Annotated in this window: 19 protein-coding genes; 1 reads left to right on the top strand and 18 read right to left on the bottom strand. The window is 40.0% G+C overall.

Translation table 11 applies throughout. From position 1 onward, the window contains the following. Positions 1-8: 8 nt before the first annotated feature. From G602_RS29235 to G602_RS27275, 15 genes are all read right to left on the bottom strand, one after another. Positions 9-854: an OadG family protein gene (locus tag G602_RS29235; RefSeq protein ID WP_049945306.1), complete on the bottom strand. Its 846-nt coding sequence runs from the start codon at positions 852-854 to the stop codon at positions 9-11. A gap of 14 nt (positions 855-868) precedes the next feature. Further along, positions 869-2,299 carry an acyl-CoA carboxylase subunit beta gene (locus tag G602_RS0117295; protein WP_026660076.1) on the bottom strand — a complete coding sequence of 477 codons (1,431 nt, stop codon included), beginning with the start codon at positions 2,297-2,299 and terminating at the stop codon, positions 869-871. Positions 2,300-2,464: 165 nt separating this feature from the next. Next, entirely contained in the window at positions 2,465-3,034 is a 570-nt protein-coding gene (gene scpB, locus G602_RS0117290) for an SMC-Scp complex subunit ScpB (protein ID WP_026660075.1), read from the bottom strand. Positions 3,035-3,041: 7 nt separating this feature from the next. Next, a complete protein-coding gene (locus tag G602_RS0117285; protein WP_026660074.1) occupies positions 3,042-3,794 on the bottom strand; it encodes a segregation and condensation protein A in 753 nt (250 codons plus the stop codon). 18 nt (positions 3,795-3,812) lie between these two features. After that, positions 3,813-4,682, bottom strand: a complete 870-nt coding sequence (locus G602_RS0117280; RefSeq protein WP_026660073.1) for a metallophosphoesterase — start codon at positions 4,680-4,682, stop codon at positions 3,813-3,815. Between the two features lie 59 nt (positions 4,683-4,741). Further along, positions 4,742-4,918 (bottom strand): 30S ribosomal protein S21, encoded by a 177-nt coding sequence (rpsU, locus tag G602_RS0117275; protein WP_022755619.1) that lies wholly within the window; start codon positions 4,916-4,918, stop codon positions 4,742-4,744. A gap of 174 nt (positions 4,919-5,092) precedes the next feature. Next, the gene (gene alaS, locus G602_RS0117270) at positions 5,093-7,747 is read right to left on the bottom strand and encodes an alanine--tRNA ligase (RefSeq protein ID WP_026660072.1); all 2,655 of its coding nucleotides are present in this window, start codon (positions 7,745-7,747) and stop codon (positions 5,093-5,095) included. Between the two features lie 53 nt (positions 7,748-7,800). Further along, positions 7,801-9,210, bottom strand: coding sequence for a glycine--tRNA ligase (locus tag G602_RS0117265; RefSeq protein ID WP_026660071.1), 1,410 nt, complete (start codon positions 9,208-9,210; stop codon positions 7,801-7,803). Positions 9,211-9,275: 65 nt separating this feature from the next. Further along, a complete protein-coding gene (locus G602_RS0117260) occupies positions 9,276-9,890 on the bottom strand; it encodes a hypothetical protein (protein WP_026660069.1) in 615 nt (204 codons plus the stop codon). Between the two features lie 83 nt (positions 9,891-9,973). Then, on the bottom strand, positions 9,974-10,630 hold the full coding sequence (gene recO, locus G602_RS0117255) for a DNA repair protein RecO (RefSeq protein ID WP_026660068.1): 657 nt from the start codon (positions 10,628-10,630) through the stop codon (positions 9,974-9,976). 26 nt (positions 10,631-10,656) lie between these two features. After that, positions 10,657-11,724 carry a GTPase Era gene (gene era / locus G602_RS31555; protein WP_442855923.1) on the bottom strand — a complete coding sequence of 356 codons (1,068 nt, stop codon included), beginning with the start codon at positions 11,722-11,724 and terminating at the stop codon, positions 10,657-10,659. After that, on the bottom strand, positions 11,714-14,662 hold the full coding sequence (locus G602_RS0117245; RefSeq protein WP_026660066.1) for an insulinase family protein: 2,949 nt from the start codon (positions 14,660-14,662) through the stop codon (positions 11,714-11,716). Before G602_RS0117245 ends, era begins: the two co-directional genes overlap by 11 nt. Before the next feature lie 33 nt (positions 14,663-14,695). Then, on the bottom strand, positions 14,696-16,372 hold the full coding sequence (locus tag G602_RS0117240; RefSeq protein ID WP_026660065.1) for a hypothetical protein: 1,677 nt from the start codon (positions 16,370-16,372) through the stop codon (positions 14,696-14,698). Positions 16,373-16,470: 98 nt separating this feature from the next. After that, complete coding sequence (locus G602_RS0117235; RefSeq protein WP_026660064.1) at positions 16,471-17,211, bottom strand: YebC/PmpR family DNA-binding transcriptional regulator; 741 nt, start codon at positions 17,209-17,211, stop codon at positions 16,471-16,473. 23 nt (positions 17,212-17,234) lie between these two features. Continuing rightward, positions 17,235-18,641 carry a hemolysin family protein gene (locus G602_RS27275; protein WP_044932656.1) on the bottom strand — a complete coding sequence of 469 codons (1,407 nt, stop codon included), beginning with the start codon at positions 18,639-18,641 and terminating at the stop codon, positions 17,235-17,237. Between the two features lie 189 nt (positions 18,642-18,830). Between G602_RS27275 and G602_RS0117225 the strand changes: the two genes are divergently transcribed. Then, the gene (locus tag G602_RS0117225; protein ID WP_155829980.1) at positions 18,831-19,736 is read left to right on the top strand and encodes a hypothetical protein; all 906 of its coding nucleotides are present in this window, start codon (positions 18,831-18,833) and stop codon (positions 19,734-19,736) included. Positions 19,737-19,753: 17 nt separating this feature from the next. On the opposite strand, the gene alr is transcribed toward G602_RS0117225, so the two are convergent. The 3 genes from alr to G602_RS27270 are packed head-to-tail and all read right to left on the bottom strand — an operon-like array spanning position 19,754 to position 23,285. Next, on the bottom strand, positions 19,754-20,959 hold the full coding sequence (gene alr, locus G602_RS0117220) for an alanine racemase (RefSeq protein ID WP_026660061.1): 1,206 nt from the start codon (positions 20,957-20,959) through the stop codon (positions 19,754-19,756). An 18-nt stretch (positions 20,960-20,977) separates the two neighbouring features. Next, positions 20,978-22,618 (bottom strand): NAD(P)H-hydrate dehydratase, encoded by a 1,641-nt coding sequence (locus G602_RS0117215; protein WP_026660060.1) that lies wholly within the window; start codon positions 22,616-22,618, stop codon positions 20,978-20,980. Then, entirely contained in the window at positions 22,596-23,285 is a 690-nt protein-coding gene (locus tag G602_RS27270; protein ID WP_044932653.1) for a hypothetical protein, read from the bottom strand. The genes G602_RS0117215 and G602_RS27270 overlap by 23 nt, the downstream gene beginning before the upstream one ends. Positions 23,286-23,317 lie beyond the last annotated feature (32 nt).

Genomic DNA, 23,317 nt, shown 5'->3' with positions numbered 1-23,317 from the left:
TCTGATTATTAAGCTCTTTTCCAATTACTTGCTTTGCCGACTTTACGAACAGATCTGACAACAAATCCATCTCCACCAGCAGTAGCACTTCCCTGATATGCAGCAATTGCAGCAGCAATAACAGCTACAAGCTCATCATCATCTGAAAGTTCTTCCTTCTCAGCAATCTGAGATGTTACAGTCTCCATTGACTTCTGAGTAATCTCTTTAGATGTCTCAGGCTTCTTCTCTGTCATCTTATTGATGAGAGGGAACAATGAGATTACAAGAGCAATGATAATAAGTACCGTGAATGCCATTCCCATTCCGAGAAGAGTGTTAAGTCCTGCACTCTTAAGCTTCTCAGGTAATGAATGATTAACATTAACCGAAATCAGAGTCGGCATTCCTTTTCTGTCTAGACTGTACTCAAGAACAGCTGTATGGGAGTTATTACCCTTACCCTCAATGGTTGCATCAACCATGAGTTCACCATCCTTGTTTACGTAGTAGGAAAACTCATCTATATGAGTTACACTGATGTCTTCTGAAAGTGTATCGGGACTGCTGTAACCGAGTTCGTCGATAGCGTCGTACCAGTTTCTGTAACCTGCCGCGAAAACATCAAGCATAGACTCATCAAAGCTGTCTTCCAGTTTTTCTTTAAAATTATCAGGTGTTATTCCCTGTAAATACATGTTCTCAAAGTAGTCATCCTCAAGTGTCTGAGCAACACTCAAAAGATAATCCTTTGTGAATACTGCCTCATCGTATCTGCTTCCGGCTACAGTATTTTTCTGAATACTACTGCCACAAGCTGTAAGACCGAGCATGCAGATTAGCGTAACACCTAAAGCAAAAATCTTATGCTTCACTGTCAGGCTCCTCCTTATACTGTAGTGTGCTTCCTTACAGGGCGCTCCTCACGCTTGCTGTAAAGCATTTCAAAAGCTCCTATTACATATTTTCTTGTATCTTCAGCATTGATGATAGTATCTACATATCCTCTGCCTGCAGCACTTTCAACATTGTTCTGGAGTTTCGCATAAGCAGCTGCTGTTTCAGCTACTGTTCCGGAATCCTTACCATCAGCAATGATCTTTGCAGCATGATCTGCATTCATTGTGCCGATTTCAGCATCAGGCCATGCAAAAGTCATATCTGCTCCGATAGCCTTGGAATTCATAACAACATAAGCGCTTCCGTATGCCTTACCTGTTACAACATTTACCTTCGGAACTGTTGCACCTGATAAAGCAGCTACAAGCTTAGCAGCGCTCTTAGCCACATGTCTCTCATCGCACTTTGTAGCGCCAAAGCCTGCCACATTTGTAAGTGAAAGAACCGGGATTTCAAATGCATCGCAGAAGTCCACCATATCAGCAGCCTTGTTGCATGCATGAGCTGTAAGAACATTGTCAAACTTCTCGGCAACTTCGCCCTTTTCATCATAAACAGCACTTCTGTTAGCTATAACACCAACTGTAGCACCATTAAGCTTAATAAAGCCTGTAACCATTTCCTTAGCATAATCACGCTTTGTCTCAAAGAAGATTCCATTGTCGGAAATCTGTCTGAGCATCAGAGCAGGATCAGCTGCTGAACCATCAAGGTTCTCGCATGCACGATTAAGGTCATCAGCGCACTCATCAAAATTCTCTGTATCTTCATTATTAGAAGGAAGAAGTGAAACGAGTTCTCTTATCTGTGTATAAAGTGTCATCTCGTCAGCAACAACATCAACGTTGCCAACCTCTCCACTCTGCCATGCAGCAGATGAAGTGTCACACTTCTCCACACTGTTACCTTCAAGTACGTTGGGAGAATTAACGAAGAGCTTACCGCTCTTTTCTTCCATAAATGTAAAATCTGTCATTGTCGGGAAAAGTGCAAGACCACCACCACAAGAACCAAGTATTGCAGTGATCTGCGGAACAACGCCTGAAGCACTAACCTGCTTGCGATAGATTTCGCCGAATGCATTAAGTGCATCAGTTGCCTCCTGAAGACGAAGTCCGGCAGAATCGATAAGACCGATTACCGGTGCTCCCATCTTAAGAGCCATATCATAGAGACCTGCTATTTTCTTAGCATGCATCTCACCAACAGAGCCGCCGAGAACGGAAGCATCCTGCGCATAAACGTATACAAGCTTACCGCCGATAACGCCATAGCCGGTTACTACACCATCAGAGGGTGTCTCTGTCTGCTTCAGATTGAAATCTGTGCTTCTTGCTTTTACCTGAGCGCCGATTTCAACGAAACTGTTTTCATCAAGCAGAGAAACAATTCTCTGACTTGCCTGAGAAGAACTACTCATTTCTTCACCTCCGTAATATATTTTTAAGTGTATAAAACCACAACTTAAGTCAGAATATAGTATAGCACAAAAAAAAGACATGGAGAATAGTCCATGCCCTTATTTTCTGCGCATTTTATACATTTTTTATTGCAGCGTATAATAATCTGAATTATATGTAATTTATCAGATATCAAGCTTGACGCTAATCTCCTGTTCAGCCTCCTGTTTGAACTCCTCAACCCTGACTGCATCAAGAGCCGGAAGCTCTTCCAATGACTTAACGCCAAAGCTTCGAAGGAACTGTTCAGTCGTGCCAAAAAGGAGCGGTCTTCCGGGAGCATCAAGTCTTCCCAGTTCCTGAACAAGGTTAAACTCAACCAGTCGGTTAACAGCATGATCACTGTTTACCCCTCTTATTCTCTCAACATCAAGACGTGTAATCGGCTGCTTATAGGCTATTATAGAAAGGGTTTCCATCAGTGCATCGGTAAGAGTGATTTTCTTTGGTGTCTTTGCTACTTTTATAAGATACTCATACATCTCGCTCTTTGTGCACAGCTGAATTGAATCTTCAAGTTCAATAAGTCCTATCCCGCTATCGCTTCTCTCATATTTTTCCTTTAAATAAGCAATCTGTTTTCTCACATCCTTTAAATCCTGATCAAGCGCGTTACACAGCGCTGCAACCGTAACAGAATCCCCCATTGTAAAAAGGATTGCCTCTATTGCTGCTGCACCTTTTTCTTTAGTCATTTCACCCTCACTTTGCAAATATGTTTGAAGTTATCATTATATCTCCAAACGTCTCATCCTGTTCTATCTGTATATCTCCAATCTTCATTGCTTCCAGAATTACCAGGAAAGTTACAATGATTTCTACTTTGCTTCCCTGTTTTTCCAGAAGATGTTTAAAGCTAAACCTTTCATGTTCGCGAATATAAGCCTTTACATAGACAGTCTTCTGATCAAGATCAACAGATTCTTTTTGGATTTTTCCAAATTTACTTCTTATCGGATCGACCTTATCTTCCTGTCTTCTAAGAAGCGCCTGAAATATTTCATTCAGCTTTGATAAGTTTGCGCCCCCAAGCAACGTATCGTAATCAATGGGCTCTTCATAAGACATAACCTCTTCGGGAATATTCTTTTTTCTATACATATGTGTATCAGCATTCATCTGACGATCCCTGAGTTCATCAGCCATATACTTATACATCTTGTATTCAAGAAGCTTCTCTACCAGCTCAGCTCTCGGATCTTCCTCTTCGCCTTCCTCATTAACTTCCTTGGGAAGAAGCATCTTGCATTTAATGTCAACGAGAGTTGCTGCCATAACAAGGAATTCACTTGTTACTTCCATGTCATCCTTCTGCATGGCGCGGATGTACTCCATGTACTGTTCAGTTATCATGGCAATCGGAATATCATATATATCAATTTTATTTTTGTCTATAAGATGAAGCAACAGGTCAAGAGGTCCTTCAAAGACCTGCAGTTTTACTTCAAGTGCCATTATTAATCCTCTTGAGTTTTATTTCTTATCTTTAATAAGTTTAATTACACAAAGCTCTCCAGGGTTATTAAAACGAACTCTTATTGAATGAGTTGAAAGCCCCCTGCTTAGAATCATTTTAGATTTTTCAATTTCATAGAGGCCGCCGTCATACTTCGGAAAAGGTACAAGCGCAGGTGAAATCACGCCTCCCAATAAAGGGAGCCTGATAATCCCTCCATGAACATGTCCGGAAACCGTAAGATCAGCTCCCCATAATTTATATCTGTCAAAATAAATAGGATTATGCGCAATCAAAAGTTGGAATCTATCCTTGCACGGAACTCCAAAATACTTCTCTATGTAGCCATCAGGCATAGGATACTTTACCATTTTTCTGAAAAATTCAGGACCAAGTTCAAGCCCATGAATTTCCATATTATACTCCTCAAGGTATGTTCCCTGATTCCTTAAAAGAACACATCCTGCATCCCGTATTGTCTTTTCATATTTATCATATGCCTGTTTTCTGAAACCACCAAGAATATCCATCTTGGTCTCATGATTTCCATTTGCTGCATAGACAGGATATTTCTGACATAAAGCACAGACAAAATCCGCTATTTTTTCATAACGATCGTGTCCCAGCTCCTGATAAGCCGTAAGCATATCGCCTGCAATAAGAATTGCGTCCGGCGAAATATCATTAATCGCATTCAGCAAATCAATGTTTCCTTCACCAAATTGATTCTCATGCAAATCAGAAAGAAGACAAAACACTGCATCCTTTTTTAATCTGTCAGAATGTATTTCATAGTTTCTTATAACAAAGTGATGCATATCATGATGAATCACCATTAATACAAATACTATTAAAATAGTAGCCAATAACAGTAAGAAAATTAGCATGTTTTTACCCATGAAATAAAAATAGTCCTTGATTTATAAAAACCAAGGACTTGTTTTTATTAATTATATTTACGTTTTCTAGCTGCTTCAGACTTCTTCTTACGCTTTACGCTTGGCTTCTCGTAATGTTCTCTTTTACGAATCTCCTGCTGGATGCCAGCCTTGGCACAGCTTCTCTTGAAGCGACGCAGTGCGCTGTCTAAAGTTTCGTTTTCTTTTACAATAACTGTTGACATTCTCTACTCTTACCCTCCCTTCAGACCCTTCCTTAACGGGTGACCAGGGTTATTTGCTATGTTTTAGTTTACCCACATAACATCTATAGATTATACCATATTTTCCCAAACCGTCAAGCATAAAAATAAAGGGTTTTATATATTTTATAAAATAATCTTAAAATCGATAATAAGTTATTTAATTTGCGACTCAAGTGTAGTTTTTGCTTCGGCGATTGCATCAGGTATGCCTGCAGGATTCTTACCACCGGCCTGTGCCATGTTAGGACGTCCGCCGCCACCACCTCCAACTTTGCCTGCTACAGCTTTTACAAGGTTACCTGCATGTGCACCTGCAGCGATTGCTCCATCAGTTGCCATAGCCATAAGATTAACCTTACCATCATTCTCAGATACAAGAACGACTACGCCTTCGCCAAGCTTAGCCTTGAGCTGATCACCAAGATCTCTGAGGCCGTTCATATCAACGCCCTTTACGCTCTGTGCAATAAGCTTAACGCCCTTAACATCAATAACGCTGTCCATAACATCGCCAAGAGCAGCCTGTGCTTCCTTACTCTTAAGTGACTCATTCTCACTCTTAAGAGCCTTGAGTTCTTCCTGGAGCTTCTTGATGTGATCAACGATATCAGCAGGATTTGTCTTGAGTGCCTTTGCAGCATCTCCAAGGTTTGCTTCCACATTTTTGTAATATGCTCTTGCATTGTTACCTGTAAGCGCCTCAATACGACGAACACCTGCAGCTACACCGCTCTCTGAAAGAATCTTGAAAAGACCGATGTGGCTTGTGTTTGCAACATGAGTACCACCACAAAGCTCAATTGAGAAGTCGCCCATGTTTACAACTCTTACTGTTTCGCCATACTTCTCACCAAACAGTGCCATAGCGCCTGTCTTCTTAGCTTCTTCTATAGACATTTCCTTTGTAACTACAGGAAGTGCCTCCAAAATCTTGGCATTAACAATCTCTTCAACCTTCTGGAGTTCCTCCGCAGTCATAGCCTGATGATAGCTGAAGTCAAATCTGGTCTTATCGGGATCCTGATAAGAACCGGCCTGCTCTACTCCGTCTCCAAGAACCTCCTGGAGTGCCTTCTGAAGAAGGTGGGTTGCAGAGTGATTGCGGCAGGTCTTAGCACGATTCTCAGAATCAACATTAAGTGATACCTTATCAGAAGTCTTAAAGCTTCCGCTTATGACCTCACCGACATGTGCAGTTCTTCCGCCTGCTACTTTAATAGCTTCTGATACAACAAACTTTGACCCATCAGTTCCAAAAATCTCACCGATGTCGCCTACCTGGCCACCCATTGTGCCATAGAATGTAGTCTTATCAGTGAGTATTGTTCCCTGCTGACCTTCTGTAAGCTCATCTGTAACAGCATCAGCTCCTGCCATGGCAACTATTGTGCCTTCACATTCAAGAGCTTCATATCCAAGGAACTCAGTAGTTACAGAATCATCAAGCTCATCAAATACACCTGCACCTGTTGAAAGCTTAGCTGAGAAGTTCTGGTTATCTCTTGCCTTTTGCTTCTGCTCTTCCATAGAATCAGCGAAGCCCTTCTCATCAACAGTAAAGCCTTCCTCCTGAGCAAGCTCAACTGTGAGCTCTACAGGGAATCCAAATGTATCATAAAGAAAGAATGCATCCTTTCCTGCGATTTCCTTCTTACCATTATTGGAAGTCTGATCAAGAATCTTCTTAAATTCTTTCATACCATTCTCGAGAGTTGACTCAAAACGTACAATCTCTCTCTCAAGCTCTGTAAGAACAAACTTCTGATTCTTATTAAGGTGCTCATAGCTGTCTTTATACTCATCAATATATATCTTAGCTACACCAAGAATCTGATCCTTGTTAAGGCCAAGTGTTCTTGCATGTCTTACAGCACGACGAATAAGTCTTCTAAGGATATATCCGGCTCCTGTATTGGAAGGAAGAAGCTTTGCTTCATCACCGATCAGCATAACTGAAGTACGGGTATGATCAGCAAGAATTCTCATAGATCTTGTGGTCTTCTCATCAGACTCATATTTAATTCCGCTCTCTTTTTCGATGTACGCAATTACAGGTGCATGGAGATCGATCTTATATACATCATCAAGACCGTTAAGGAACGCAAGTATACGCTCAAGCCCCCAACCGGTATCAACATTTTTCTGTGAAAGAGGTGTAAGATGACCGTCATGATGTTTCTCATACTGCATAAATACATCATTACCTATTTCGGTATATTTTCCGCAGTCACATCCGGGACCACAGTTAGGTCCGCAATCCGGAACATCCTTCACATAAAACATCTCACTGTCAGGGCCACAGGGACCATATTCAAGTCCCCACCAGTTATCTTCAGCAGGAAGATAAAATATATTTTCCGGCTTGAAGCCTGACTCAATACGATATTTAGCACCCTCTTCATCCCTGGGTGCGTTCTCATCTCCGGCAAAAACAGTAGCAGCAAGATGATCAGCATCAAATCCAAAAAGCTGCGTCAGAAGCTCATAACTCCACTGACAACGCTCTTTTTTGAAGTAGTCACCAAGAGACCAGCTTCCCATCATTTCAAAGAATGTACCATGACTCTTATCACCGACAGAGTCAATATCATTAGTACGAACACACCCCTGAACATTGCAAAGTCTTGTTCCCATGGGATGCTTCTTACCAAGAAGATAAGGCATAAGAGGCTGCATACCTGCAACGTTAAACATAACACCTGTAGATCCGTCTGATACAAGTGAAACAGCGCCGCAATCCACATGTCCACGTTCTATATAGAACTGCTTCCATGCTTTACGCAGTTCGCTAGCTGTAAATTGTTTCATTTTAAAAACTCCTTCTTATTTCTATCAGATTAGTGCCATTCAAAGAGAATGCATTAGAAATCAAACTTATCCGCAAAGAATGCTTCAAGCTCGTCGATTGCTACTCTCTCCTGCTCCATGCTGTCTCGGAAACGAACTGTAACCTTACCGTCAGTCTCTGAATCAAAATCATATGTTACGCAGAAAGGAGTACCGATTTCATCCTGTCTTCTGTATCTCTTACCAATATTTCCTCTGTCATCAAATTCGCAGTTATATTTCTTGGAAAGCTGAGCATAAATCTTTTCAGCACCTTCGTTAAGCTTCTTGGAAAGAGGAAGGATTCCAATCTTAATAGGAGCGATAGCAGGATGGAAACGAAGAACTGTACGCATATCAGGCTTCTCTTCTGTTCCAAGGTTTTCCTCATCATATGCTTCGCAAAGGAATGCAAGAGTTACACGATCTGCACCAAGTGAAGGCTCAACAACATAAGGAATGTATTTCTCATTAGTCTCATCATCGAAGTAATCCATAGGCTGACCTGATGTCTCCTGATGTCTTGTAAGATCATAGTCAGTTCTGGAAGCAATACCCCAAAGCTCGCCCCACTCTGTGAAGGGGAATGCATATTCAATATCAGTAGTATGATCACTGTAGAATGAAAGCTCTTCGGGATCATGGTCACGAAGACGAAGATGCTCCTCACTGATTCCAAGTGAAAGAAGCCACTCATAGCAGAACTTTCTCCAATATGTAAACCACTCTGTCTGAGTACCGGGCTTGCAGAAGAACTCAAGCTCCATCTGCTCAAACTCTCTTGTTCTGAATGTGAAGTTTCCGGGTGTAATCTCATTACGGAAGCTCTTACCGATCTGGCAAATACCAAAAGGAAGCTTCTTACGTGAAGTACGCTGTACATTCTTGAAATTAACGAAGATTCCCTGTGCTGTCTCAGGTCTTAAATAAACAGTGTCCTTGGCATCTTCCGTAACACCCTGGAAGGTCTTGAACATAAGGTTAAACTCTCTTATACCTGTAAAATTATGCTTTCCGCAGGTCGGACAGGGAACATTATGTTCGTTAATAAACTTCTCCATATCCTCATGAGACCATCCATCAACAGAAGACTCGAGTGTTATTCCATTCTCTGCTGCAAAATCCTCAATAATCTTATCAGCACGGAATCTCTCATGGCACTCCTTACAATCCATAAGAGGATCTGAAAAGCTTCCAAGATGACCTGAAGCCACCCATGTCTGAGGGTTCATGAGAATTGCGCAGTCAACGCCGACATTATGAGGGCATTCCTGAACAAACTTCTGCCACCAGGCTTTTTTTACATTATTCTTAAACTCAACACCGAGATTTCCGTAATCCCATGTATTGGCAAGTCCACCATAAATCTCACTTCCGGGATAAATAAATCCTCTTCCCTTCGCAAGAGCAATAATTTTGTCCATTGTCTTTTCATTAGCTTTCATATCAAAAACCTCTTTCCGAGCACAATTGCTCAATTTATATATATTTAGAGCTTTATGCTCATTATTTACTTTTCAAGAACAATACAGGCTATTTCACCGTCAATATTCTCTGAAAAATCCGCCATATATTTATCAACCGGCTTTGCCTTGCCTGCGAAGTATTTAATCTTGTACGGTGCCGCAATAATGCCGGCAGATTTTGTTATCACAACATGCTGATCACTCAAAACGGCTGCTTTATCAGGGTCTATGGCATTTCCGTCTTTATCAACAAGCGTATTAACATCAAGCTGTCCCGCAAGAACAGCATCTGTCACTGTTTCATACTTCAGTGTCTCGGCATTGAACTCTTCATAATTATCAGTGCTCGAAAATTCAATAATAAGCTTAACCTTTCCGTCATTAGTATCTACACTCTTTAATTCTGCAGCGCCTTCTCCTTTTGAAACAATGAATGAATTTACTTCATTTTCAGTCATCTCCTTAAGCTCATCCACATTATAATAGCTCTCGGTAAAATCCTCGATAATCGTACTGACAACAGATCCATCTTTTTTTATCTCAACAGATGAGCTGTCAAGTTTCGAAGTATTGCTCCCCGATCCGCATGCTGATAATGCAGCAAGCATCATGATTACAGCTAATAAAGCAATACTGTTTTTCACAAAATCTTTTTTCACAATATTATTCCTCTTATATAATATGCTTTAGCATGCTAAAGGCATGCACACTTGTATGATTATATAACGCCTTTTCAGCTTTTTCAATTATCTTCAATCATCTTAACCATTTCGTAGCTATTAAAGCTTCTGTCTATAAATCTTTTTCTGTAGATATCACAGATATGATCAAGTTCATCCAGCACATCCCCGGTTACCGCAAACGAATATAGCTTTTCGATTGAAGCCCCCCTGATAAATTCAAGTGTGTAAGCAGTTGAACCCTCATAATTTCTATCCGTGGGGATTCCGGGAAATTCACCGTTAATTACAAGACTTTTTATTTCAAAAATACACCTGACCAGCCTATTATCAAAGTTTTTGGATTCAAGCGCTCTCATGGACTGATACAGGAGCTTTAAAACATCTCTTTCATCATTATTTTCCCTTGTATAATAGTCAGCAATCTCAAGAAAAAGCATCCCGTACATTGATCCGTTAAAATCATTTCGAAAATGTTCAAAATAATTGGAAATTCTGGCTTCCTGTATTGTATATGAAGTTCTTCCCTCATATAATCTGAATTCTCCAAAGCAAAAGGGCTCAACAACTCCCGCCAGGTGATTGCCCGGACGTCGTGAACCCTTAGCAAAGGCTGATATCTTCCCACGTTCAGAGGTAAGAATAGTCACCACAAAATCATAATCTCCAACCGGTGCTCTTTTTATAACCATTCCATTAACAGTGGTGAATTCAACCATTTGATGTATCAAACCTCATATGATCTTTATTTTGTATTTTTATAACCAAAATTTTTCATTTGAACCGTGTCATTTCTCCAATCTTTTCGTACCTTTACAAAAAGCTGGAGATTAACCTTGCATCCAACAAGCTTTTCTATATCGGTCCTTGCCTGAGAACCAATCTTCTTTAGCATAGATCCGCCTTTTCCGATAATAATGCCCTTGTGTGAGTCCCTTTCGCATATTATCGAAGCCTCAATATCCATAATCTCTGTCTCACTTGAAACATCGGCTGCATCTGTTTGTCCACCCTTTAGTGTTGCAAGCATCGCTTCAAGATCAGGAGCTCCCCCATTGGATGACTCCGCATTATTATTTGCACTCTTTTTTGGAGGATGAACATGCTTTGATTTCTTCTTTTTTGCAGGTGCAGCTGCTTTTCTTGTTTTCATTGTCTCCACTGTAACAGCGATACCGTGAGGCACTTCATCAGAAAGAAGGCGCAGAGCCTTTTCACGTATAATTTCTCCTACAATATCTCTCTCAGACTGATCTGTAAGCGTCTCATCATCATAAAAAGGATCCCCGTATGGTAATCTGTCAAACATTTTCTGCATCAGTTCATCAAGATTATCATTTTTTAGAGCAGATACAGTTACTATATCCGCATAGTCCATCTCCTTTTTATAAGCCTCTATAAAACTGTTAAGATCATCGCTTGAAACAGTATCTGTTTTATTAATAACAAGAATTACCTGTTTGCCGCATTCTCTCAGCTGATCTATTATCATATGCTCCCCTGCGCCAATAAAGGTGCTGGGTTCAACGAGCCACAATATCAGATCAACCTCTTCCATAGTTTTGGTCGCAACCTTAACCATGTATTCACCAAGCTTATTTTTCGATTCATGAATCCCAGGTGTATCAAGAAAAACAATCTGCCCGCGCTCATCCGTATAGACAGTCTGGATTCTTCCACGTGTTGTCTGTGGCTTATGCGAGGTTATAGCTATTTTTTGACCGATCAAATGATTCATAAGTGTGGATTTACCAACATTTGGTCTTCCAATCAGCGTAACATAGCCACATTTCATATTCATATTATTGTTCAGATTTTCCTGCATAAATAAGCTGCTCCACTTTTCCAAATAAATCCTTATTCTGCATTAGTTTATTACCATCACCGACCACGCACAGACAGTCATCTTCCATAAATGCATCAACATAGGCTGCAAGCTTCCTGATCTTATCCTGATCCGTCGCAAGAAGCGTGTCTCTGTCATGCTGTATATTTTTCATATCCGCGTTGCAAAGATAAGCTGTGAGTCCGTATGCACCCTTGGCAGAAGGTGTCTTGGGTGTATCGATATCACTTATTGCACCGATAACAAACTGAGTAATTGTACGTTCGTCAGCTTCAAAGTTTTTAAGATATTCCGAAGCTTCCTTAAATACATCAATACTTCTTGAAAGATGCGGGTCTCTGTAGGTTACAAAATATGAATCTCCGTTCTTGGCAAAGCCGCTCATACAACCATAGGCTCCGCCAAGCACTCTTATATTTTTCCAGAGATAATCATACCCAAGCATCACTCGAAGCACTCTAAGAGAACCGTCATATTTAAGTCCTTTTGTCGCAAAATTGCCTGCCCGGCATACATATTGAACCTGACCTGCAGTCTGGAAGCCTTCGTTTTTCTTCTCGCATTCTACAGTAAAGCCTTCATAATCTATCTCTTCCTTATGTAGCGAATCTGCAAAGGCCTTTACTTTTTCTTCGAGTCCCTGATATTCCTTTTCAGAAGCTGTATAATCCACAAGAAGGTTCTCTGCACGGAATATAATCCTGCAAAGCTCTCTCATATTATCGATGATTTCATCCGCTGCACTGCTGTCGACTGAAATCTTTTCTCTTATTTCTTCAACAAGTCTGTAACCGCCGATACCCGAAACCATGTCAGATATTTTGGCTGCTTTTGATACATATGACAGAGCACGTAATGCAGCGCTGTGATGACCTGCTCCGGCAAGTTCCGAACGGGCTCTGCTGCAGGATTCTTCCAGGATTTCAAGTAACCTTTTCTTATCATCAAATTTCGTTCGTAAAATAATCTCGCTTACAAGCTCAAAAGCTTTATCCAGCTGAGAATAAAGAGCCTTGGCTGAAATTTCAAAGGTTGTTACAAACTTTTCTGTATTATTCGAATCCGTATATGTGCTTATGGCACCGTTTATTCCACCTGTCTGAAGGTTGATCTCATTATACAGATCGGTATATGTATAATTCTCGGTATCCATAAGCCCAAGCAATGTCTTAAGTACAGGCGCATAAGGAAGAAGCCTGTCCGGAACATTCTTCATATCAAATACGAAATTCAAATATCCTATACCGTTAGTAAATACGTTATGGAAAAGTACCTTTTTTCCATCAAAGGTCCTGAGCTCATTAACAAAGCGGTCAGCTTCTTTCTTAATATCCTCACGTGTAAGAAGTGGTATCTTAGCGAGATCTTCAGGACTATCCGGCTCTTCCTGATAAGCCTTAAGCTCAGAAGTTTCCCTTACAATAGTTTCAAGCTCTTCTTTTGACATTGAGTCACGAAGCGCCTTTAGTTTCTTTTTGAGAACCTCTTCTTTTTCCTCAGTAAGTCCCTTTTTGGGTTCCATAACAAGGACTGTACTATGAGTATTATTAAGCAGATATTCTTCTATCAGCTTTTCAAAATAACCTGTATCAACTTCATTTTTAAGCGCAGCAAAGGTATCATTTGCTTCTATGTTGATCCAGGGCTTTGTCTCATCATATAACCAGCTGTCAAGAACCTGCAGTCCATAAAGAAGTCCCTTAGGGAATCTTCCAAAATCAGCTTCCCTGTACTTGAATTCATCTGCATTTATCCCTGCAAGTAGAGCTTTTTTATCTATACCGTTGGAAACCTGTTCCTTAAGAACCTCTTCGATCGTACTTAAGAATTCTTCCTTCTGTTCAGAATTAGCATTTTTGGCAACGATTGAAAACACCGGCTGTATTATTCCGTTGTCATAGTCGCTGAAAACTTCACTGCCAATGCCTTTGTCAATCAAGGCTTTTTTAATTGGTGCTCCCGGTGCTGAACAAAGAGCATAATCGAGAATATCGAATGCCACATAGAACTTTGGATCAAGACTGCTTCCCACTGAATAATTAAGAGTAAGATATGTATTATCTTTCTCTGATTCTTCATTCATTATGGGATATTCTCCCCTTATCTCTTTTCTTTCATCAAAGGCTTTCTGCAATTTTATCTCTGAATCTATTTCAAGTGTCTCATATTTTGAAAGATAGTTTTCATCGATATAGGTCAGTTTTTCAGCCATATCCATGTTTCCGTAAAGATATATATAGCTGTTTGAAGGATGATAATACTTCCTATGAAAATCCAGGTATTCTTCGTAAGTAAGATTATAGATTTCCTCAGGATCTCCTCCTGACTCAATTCCATAGGTGGTATCAGGGAAAAGTGATTTTCTTATCTCTCTTGAAACCACTTCATCAGCTGAGGAAAAAGCCCCCTTCATCTCGTTATAAACAACGCCATTTATCTTTAGCTCATCATCTGCGTTGTCCATCTCATAATGCCATCCTTCCTGCATAAATATCTTTCTGGTCTGATAAATATTGGGATAAAATACCGCATCAAGATATACATGCATGAGATTTTGAAAGTCAGCATCGTTACAACTCGCAACAGGATAAACAGTTTTATCCGGATAAGTCATAGCATTAAGGAATGTATTAAGAGAGCCCTTTACCAATTCTACAAAAGGATCCTTTATTGGAAATTCCTTAGAACCACATAGTACGGTATGCTCAATAATATGTGCAACTCCGGTAGAATCCTTTGGCGGAGTTCTGAATCCTATATAAAATACTTTATTTTCGTCATCATTAGACAACAGAGCAACCTTCGCTCCTGTCTTCTTATGTTTTACAATATAGCTGTCCGAGTTCAGGTCATCTATTCTTCTATGTTCCAATACTTCATAGGCACTAAGCTCTTCAACTCTCATTAACAACAATCCCTTTCAAACAAATCATTAAATTTATATATCAAAATCATCACCGGGTTTAAGTGTGATGTCAAAATCGTCTTTTTTCTCTTCAGTCACTTCAGACCTTTCAGGCTTATCTGCATTTTCAGGCTTATCTGCATTTTCAGGCTTTTCTGATTTTCTATCCTCTTTTGTATTCAGGATTTCTTCTTTCTTATCCTTATTCTCAGCAGAGGATACTTCCACCTTATTTCCTACAGATAGCATCCCTATTTCGGCCATTTCCGGTCTGTTCATATTAAAATTCGGTACTAAATCTTCCTCGTCCTCATCACCCATAGGAAGAACCATCCCTTCCGGAACAAAACGTGGTTTATCCTCTTTTTGTTCAGATACCTCATTTTTCTCTTCTTTTACTACTTCAACTTCAGGCTCGTTTTCCTCTTCTTCCTTTTCTTCCTCGTCGTCATCGATTTCTTCTACATACTCTTCACCTTCAACATATGCAAAGCATGTGGCACCACAGCTAATAAGAATTACAAATGCAGTAATTATCATAACCTCAGTATTTGCTACAGTATCACCAAGAAAGACAGAAGCTACAACCAAAAGTACCGAAAACATCAACCAGGGTGTAATTTTCTCTGCCCTGTCCTTTGCAAAATACAAAACTGCAGGAACAAAAGCAAATGTAAGTATAGCCAGAGCAAAATAAGTATTCGGTAATGAATCCTTTATCATAAGGAGCCAGGAGTTATCATTATAGCCATAAAACTTCCATGTCCAATGATAATAGGTATCCTGAATGCTATTCGGTCCGCCAACATAAATCAATGCTCCGATAAATGCAGCAACCCCCGACAATAGCAGTAATATCTCATTTAAACAAATATTAAAGGTCTCCCCGCACATGTCGGCAAGTTCCCAGGCTGCCAGAAGAAAAACAATAACAATAGCACTGGCAGCTTCAATATAAACCATAAAACCAATCAAAGCTCCAATGAGGATACTGAATATCTTGTAAAACATGCGAGTCCCTATCGTGGTCTCAAATCCTCTTACATAGAGCACAACAAGCATCGTTTCCATCGCTACCGCAGTAATAACAAGCTGCTTGGAATCAACATTCAGCAAGGAATAACCAAAAGACGGAATTCCTGCAGCCGCGCCTGCACAAGCTATAGCCGGAACCATGCCAAGGCTGGCTCTTATAGCTATATACAGAAATAAAACCATAAGAATTCTCAAAAAAAGATTCACAGAAGATACAATAGAAAGAGAATTCCCAAGAAAACTCATAATTACTCTGAGAACACCTACATAGGCAGCGTCTGCAAATCCTAAGCCAGATGTCCCCTCACCCGATATTGCCACTACAGCACTATCATATAATTCAATATTTCCCGAAAAATCATTTACAAGTAAAGAAAATCTGTTAAATGTAAAGAAAGCAATAACAGCAATTGCCATCGGCACAAGAATCTCAAGCCATGCCGGCTTTTTCCATTCTTTTACACTTTCATTAACCTTATTGCCGATAAAGCTTCCGATTTTTCCAATAATATATGCCGCAATCAGACATACAGCCAAAGCGCCTCCTGCGACAATATATCTGTCATAAGCAGGAAAAAGCCCCGAGACAAAGCCGGTAACTCCTATGGCAAAAATCATTCCCACTAAATAAATCACCCAGACACAAATTCCTATCCATGTCTTTCTAAGCTTCATCTCAAGGCCTCCCCATAATTTTTTTATTTTCCCCTCAGCCGTCACCTTATGTGAAGGCATCTTTAGCTATACTGATAGAATAAGTAAAGAATAGAACTTTATTCTGCAGCGCTGTCATCCCAGTTATGATAAACAGCCTGAACATCATCATCCTCATCCAGAATATCAAGAATTCTCTGAATGCGTTTAACGTTCTCTTCGTCTGTTACTTCAACATAATTCTGAGGAATCATTGTAATTTCAGCAGAAGCCGTAGCTATTTTTTCCTTATCAAGTGCTTCCACAACGCCTTGGAATGCATCAGGTGTTGTAAGAATCTCAAAGCTGTCCTCTTCTTCATTAAAATCATCAGCACCTGCATCAAGAACGAGCATCATAAGGTCATCAGCACCCATAGAACACTCTTCTTTATCAATAAGAATCTGACCCTTTCTATCAAACATATATGATACGCAGCCCTGAGTACCAATATTACCATTGCCCTTTGAAAAGGCAGCTCTTACATTAGCAGCTGTACGATTGGCATTATCTGTAAGTGTATCAACGATAATAGCTGTACCACCCGGTCCATATCCTTCGTATGTAAGATTCTGGTAATCAACGCTTCCGTCTGCACCTGCAGCCTTCTTGATACCACGCTCAATTGTGTCATTAGGCATGTTGTTTGCTTTTGCCTTTGCAATAACCTGAGCAAGCTTGAAGTTATTTGACGGATCAGGGCCGCCCTCCTTAACTGCAACTGCGATCTCACGTCCTATAACGGTGAAAATCTTACCTTTTGCAGCGTCGTTCTTCTCCTTCTTATGTTTGATGTTGGCAAATTTTGAATGTCCTGACATTTTATCCTCCTAAAAAATACATTTTAATTTTCTTTATTTTCCTGATCGTCTCCGGCATCATCAGACTTGTTTTGATCAAGTCTTTTTACCAAAACGCTTTGGATCATGTGGTTTTTAACTGAGAGAATCTTGAAGGAATATCCTTCTATCTCTGCTGTGAAGTCTTCTCCCTCTTCGGGTATTCTGTCAAGCTTGGAAATCAGCAAACCATTCACGGTCTCGAAATTAGCATTCTCAAACTCAATTCCAAATCTTTCTTCCAAATCCTCAAGGGGTGTTTTGCCCTCTATTATAAATTCATCCTTGTTTGATGTGGCCTCGATGTAATCTTCATCTTCATCATACTCGTCCATGATATTACCGACAATTTCCTCAATTATGTCTTCCATCGACACAAGACCTGCCGTCTGTCCATACTCGTCAATAACTATAACCATCTGTGTTTTTGACTTTTGCATATCATGAAAAAGACTGTCAATATTTCTGGTCTCCGGAACATTTCTCGGAGATCTCAATAAGCCTCTTGTCTTTCTTAGAGGTGTATCATCATCAGTATGCTCAGAAAGCTTTTTCATAGCATCTCTTATATGTAGTATACCAATTATATGATCAATATTATCAATGTATACCGGGAAACGGCTGTTATTCTTCTCGAGCATGAAATCTACAGCTTCCTTAAGTGTAGTACTTCCATCGATACAAACCATAGCCTTTCTGTTGGTCATTATATCCTGAGCCTGCTTATCCGAAAACTCAAATATGTTAGAAATCATATCGGCCTCAGAGTCCTGAAGAACTCCCTGTTCCTGACCCTCGGAAACCATTGATTTGATCTCTTCCTCAGTAACATCGTTATCATCTGCATCCCAATGAAATCCGAATATTCTGAGGATCCCCATAGCTGTGAGGCGTATAAGTCCGGTAAAAGGACTAAAAAATCTAATTATAAGTGTTATGGCGCCAACTCCAAAATAAGCCCATTTTTCAGGATATCTTGTCCCCAGCTTCCTCGGTATGAGAACCCCTATTGTAAGAACAACATACATAAGGATCATAACAGCAAGTATATATGAAAAGACCTGAACTACAACTGTACTTTTAATAAAGCTGCTAAGCAAGCTGTATGTAAAGCCACTTAATGCCCTGATATATATGACACCAAGCAGCATATTGATCAGAAGTGTCAGCAGCTGGATTGTATTTATATATCGTCCGGGAAATTCAAGTATCTCCTCCAGTCTCTCTGCTGTCTTTTTTTCTCTTATCTGAAGCGGTGATGGATTATCGTCGTCTTTGTCGGATCCCAGTTTAAGATCATCCGGTTTAAGATTCTCAATTGCAGCCCCAAATCCATAGCAGAGCATATCAATGAGAATTACAATGACAAATATCAATATAAAAGCAGTGGCAGTAGGCCCACCATCGTCCATTTATGTTCATCTCCTTTACCGTAAAAAATCGCAAAAAGCGTCAAAATAAAATATAGCATTTTGCTGACATACAGTCAAGAAACCGCACTTGTCATCGTTTTTTCGTTAAGTTAAAATAAATACATGATTTCAATAATTTTTGAATTCCTCACACGAGGACTAATATGGATAATAAAATGCATATTCGATATGATTCTGTTTTTCCTGAGGCAGCTCTTTAGATTATTACGATTGTTTTTGGTGCTGCTACCGGCCACAGCTATAGTATATAGCTGTTTTTTTCTTATACTGATAATAGAGATTTTCGCAGGTGAGAATGTAATTTCATCACTTTTTCCCATACATATTGATTCAACAGAAGTTAAAGAACTCATAACCGGTACTCTTACGGGATATATTTCTTTACTTTCAGAGTATAGTGGGACTCTTATGTATTTTCTTTTATTCCTCATAATGCTTATACTTGCAGTTCCATTATTCCTGACTTTTGTCGGTGTTGGCACTTTTGTATATGTAGGGAAAATACTGACTGTTCCGCTACTTATTGATGCAGGCTTATACCTTGTCAGATGTATCGTCACAGGAAAAACACCCTTTGATATAATCTCTTCCAGGTACAGAGTTCTGTTTCCGCGAAGTGGCAGGAAACTGAATGAGCGAAGCTATAATCGATGGCTCAGCCGTAATCATGATGATTTTGAAAACGATACCTTTGGCAAGAAGACTCAGCGAAGCCCTCTTGATGAATTCTATGCCGATGAATACGATGATGAAGCTCCGGATTATGATGAGGACTATGATGATTATTATGATGAAGATAATGAATATGGATATGATGAAGATAGTGAATATGAGTATGATGAAAACTACTTAGAAGATAATTACTACGAAGATGATTCCCGTAAAGAACGCCCCCGAAAGTCTACTGATATCGAAAATTTCAATTTTTTTGCTGGATGTTCTTCCTTAGAATCTGCCACAAAAAAATACAAAACACTTGTTAAACTCTACCACCCGGACAATATGGATGGTGACACGTCTGCCCTTCAGGAGATAAATGTCCAATATCAGGAAATCAAAAAACGGCTCAGTTGAGCCGTTTTTTTAATCGATTATACTTCAAATGCACGAAGCATTTTTCCATCCTTATAATATAACCTCGGTACTCTGTGGTTAAGATTACAGGTAAGCTCATAATTGAATCTGCCGCTAAGGTCGCCAAGCTCCTCCACCGTAATCTTCTCAGCATTGGAATCACCAAATGATGTATCCGCCTGTCCTATAAGAATAACTTCATCGCCCTCTCTTGCATTGGGTATTGCAGTAACATCAACCATAAACTGATCCATGCAAACGCGTCCGAGAATTCTTGCTTTCTCACCATGAATAAGCACATACCCTCTTCCACATGAAAGGCTTCTCGGATAGCCATCACCATAGCCCACGGGAATTGTTGCTACTCTCATCCTTCTTTCGGAAATAAAAGTACCACCATAACTTACCGGGGTATTATCAGGAATATCCTTTATAAACGATATATGGCTATACAATGAAATTGCAGGCTTTATCTCTATTTTATCTCTGCTTACTTCCGCTGAAGGCCACATTCCATACATTGTAACGCCGCATCTGACCATATCCATATGTGCCTCAGGCATATCAATTATGCTTGCGCTATTCGCACAATGTACAACAGGAATTTTACAGTCATTGTCTTTTTCCACTTTTGTAATAAAGCTGTCAAATTCCTTAAATCTGGCACGTGCATCTGTAAGATCCGCCTCATCTGCCCTGGCAAAATGAGTAAAAATACCCTCAACCTCTATACCATCGGTAGAAAGTGCAGTTTTTACAAAATTCTCTCCGTCATTATCGGTTCTGACTCCAATCCTGCTCATTCCGCAATCTACAGCGATATGTACATGGAAGATTTCACTGCCTCCCTGAGCTCTGCGCTTTTTTACCCGCTCAGAAAGATGTTTTAACATATCATACCTGAAAACAGCAGGTCTTATATTTTCCCTGAGCATTCGTTCATAGGCATAGGGAAATGTATACCCAAGCACAACTATCGGCTTACTTATGCCATTTTCTCTAAGCTCAAAAGCCTCTTCAGCTGTTGCTGTGGCAAATCCCCATATATACGCGTTGTTTTGAAGTACTCTGGCGATCGGTACTGCCCCAAATCCATACCCGTCTGTCTTTACAACTGCCAGCATTTTTGTGTTTCTCGGAAGAGAATTATACATATTCTCAACATTTTGAGAAATCGCATCCAAATCTATTTTTGCATAAACCCTTGAAAATTCATCAAGCATCTCTATATAGCCTCTTTTTTACAATGTTTTTCCGGAAAAAATGTCCTTAAGACTTCCTGATATATCTCTTGCAGTCATTCCCTGTCTTCCATTTTTTAAGGCTGCCATATCCCCTGCTACTCCATGCAGGTATGCTCCTGCCACAGCTGCTTCAAATGGACATGAAAAGCCTGAAAGTACCAGCGCACCAAGAAGTCCTGCAAGCACATCACCACTTCCGGCAGTGGCCATTCCGTCATTACCGCTTAGATTAATAAAATTGCGTTCTCCATCGGTAATAACACTTCTAGCATCCTTACATATAATACTCGCATGAAATTCTTTTGCAAGTTTTATTGCTTCCTTTATCAGACACGCGCGACAATCGTGTATATTCTTCTTAATAAGTCTCGAAAATTCGGCAAGATGAGGTGTCATTATTATTTCCGCTTTATATTCACAAACGAGTTTTCTTATGTCATCATTCTCGGAAATTATATTGAGAGCATCCGCATCAAGCACCAGTGTATTCTTCGAGTTCTCCAGTATAAGTTTCAATATCTCCCTTCCGGAATTACCTGTACCGATTCCCGGTCCGCAAACAACAGCATCTGACCATTCCAGTGCCTTTAACAGCATTTCCTTATATTCTGAGAGTTCCTTATCCATTCCGCCTTCAAAGGCTTCCTCTGAATAAATGTCAGTCATCGCTTCAGGCAGAAGTGTCTGGATCGCAGAGAGATTAGTTTTTTCGGTAAATACTCTGACCATGCCTGCACCGCTTCTAAGGCAGCTCTCAGCAGCCATAATACATGCACCGCTGATTTTTCTGCTACCTGCAGCTATAAGTACCTTCCCGAAAGAGCCTTTGTTACCTGCAGGATTTCTTGGCGGCAGGAGCATGTTTGAAATATCATTATTATCTTCTATATCAAGATATTTAAACGATGGTACTTCTTCGAGGAATCCGGCGTCTGTAATACCAATATTAACTATATGGATGATACCGGTATGTGATGCCCCCGGATAAAAAGCACAACCCATCTTAAGAAAGCCGAACGTCACTGTCTCATCAGCACATATTGCATGTCCCTGAACCTGTCCGGTGTCTGCATCTATACCGGTAGGAATATCCGCAGCTATTACATGAGGGGTCTTATCCTCATCATCCTCTTTTGCATAATTAATCTCACAGACAGCTGTAAGATAATCCCCCTGAAGATTTCTGGTACATCCAATACCCAGCATCGCATCAACAATAACATCGCTTTTCTTAATCTCAGCGTTAATCTTCGATGCATCAAAATCAATAACGTTTACTCCATAGGAAAGTGCAATCCTCAGCTGTGAATTGCAGGCGACAGTCCTCCTTGCCCCGATTCCTTTATCATGAAGGCTGTGATTACAAAGAACCAGTGTCACCCTAATTCCTTCCTGATGAAGAATTCTCGCAGCAGCAATACCATCACCACCATTATTTCCATTCCCTGCAAATATAAGAACCTGTCCTGATGCAGGAAGGGCTTTTTTTACATATTTGCATAGAGAAAGCGCTGCCCTTTCCATCAGTACATCCTGAGGTATTCCAAAGTGATCTATTGTGGTCTGATCACACCTTTTCATTTCGGCAGCGCTAACAACATATTTTGAATTTTTATCAACTATCGGTAAATTTTTCATCTTCAATAATTATCCCATCACGTTCTTTCATACCTGGTTTCATTATCGGATGTCTTCTCTCAGGGTCATACTTTAAATCAAATAAGTCTATGACCTCAGGTCCGAAAATTGTATGCATATAAGAGTAGACATTAAAATTCTCTATCTCCTTTTCCTGCAATCTTATGACATTCTTCTTCAGCTTTATCCGAACCTGTGAAACCCATTCATCAATAGCATCAATCTCTAAAGTATTGTCATGCATCCTCTTATAAAAAAGATTCATAGTCTCAACCATAAGCTGATAGTTAACCTGATAGATCTCTCTTGGAAGTCCAAGCATGCTGTCTTCACAGTCCTCTATCTTCTCATTACATTCTTTTATAAGACGAGTATGATCATCAATCTCTGCTTCTATTTTTTTTCGCTGCTTGGGATTCTTATCCGCGTCATCCCTAAGAACAACTATTTCACCAAGAAGTTTCTTCTTAAGTCTTTTAACATCCTTAATTTTCTCCCTGGTTTTTTCCTGCTTAGCCACAAGCTTAATAAGCTCAGCCTCCAGCTGCTTTATTTTTGCAGTCTTTGGGCTAAGTAAAAAAAGATCTTGCCATTTTTGATCCTTGAAAAGAATTGGGACATCCTTTCCAACGAGCGCATCGGAATAAGTATTATTATCCTTCGCCATATTGGCTCCCTCATAATGGAACTAGAATTTCT

It is taken from the genome of Butyrivibrio sp. AC2005, assembly GCF_000424145.1.
In the GTDB taxonomy this organism is placed as follows: domain Bacteria; phylum Bacillota; class Clostridia; order Lachnospirales; family Lachnospiraceae; genus Butyrivibrio.
This window is presented reverse-complemented; position numbering and strand designations above follow the sequence as displayed.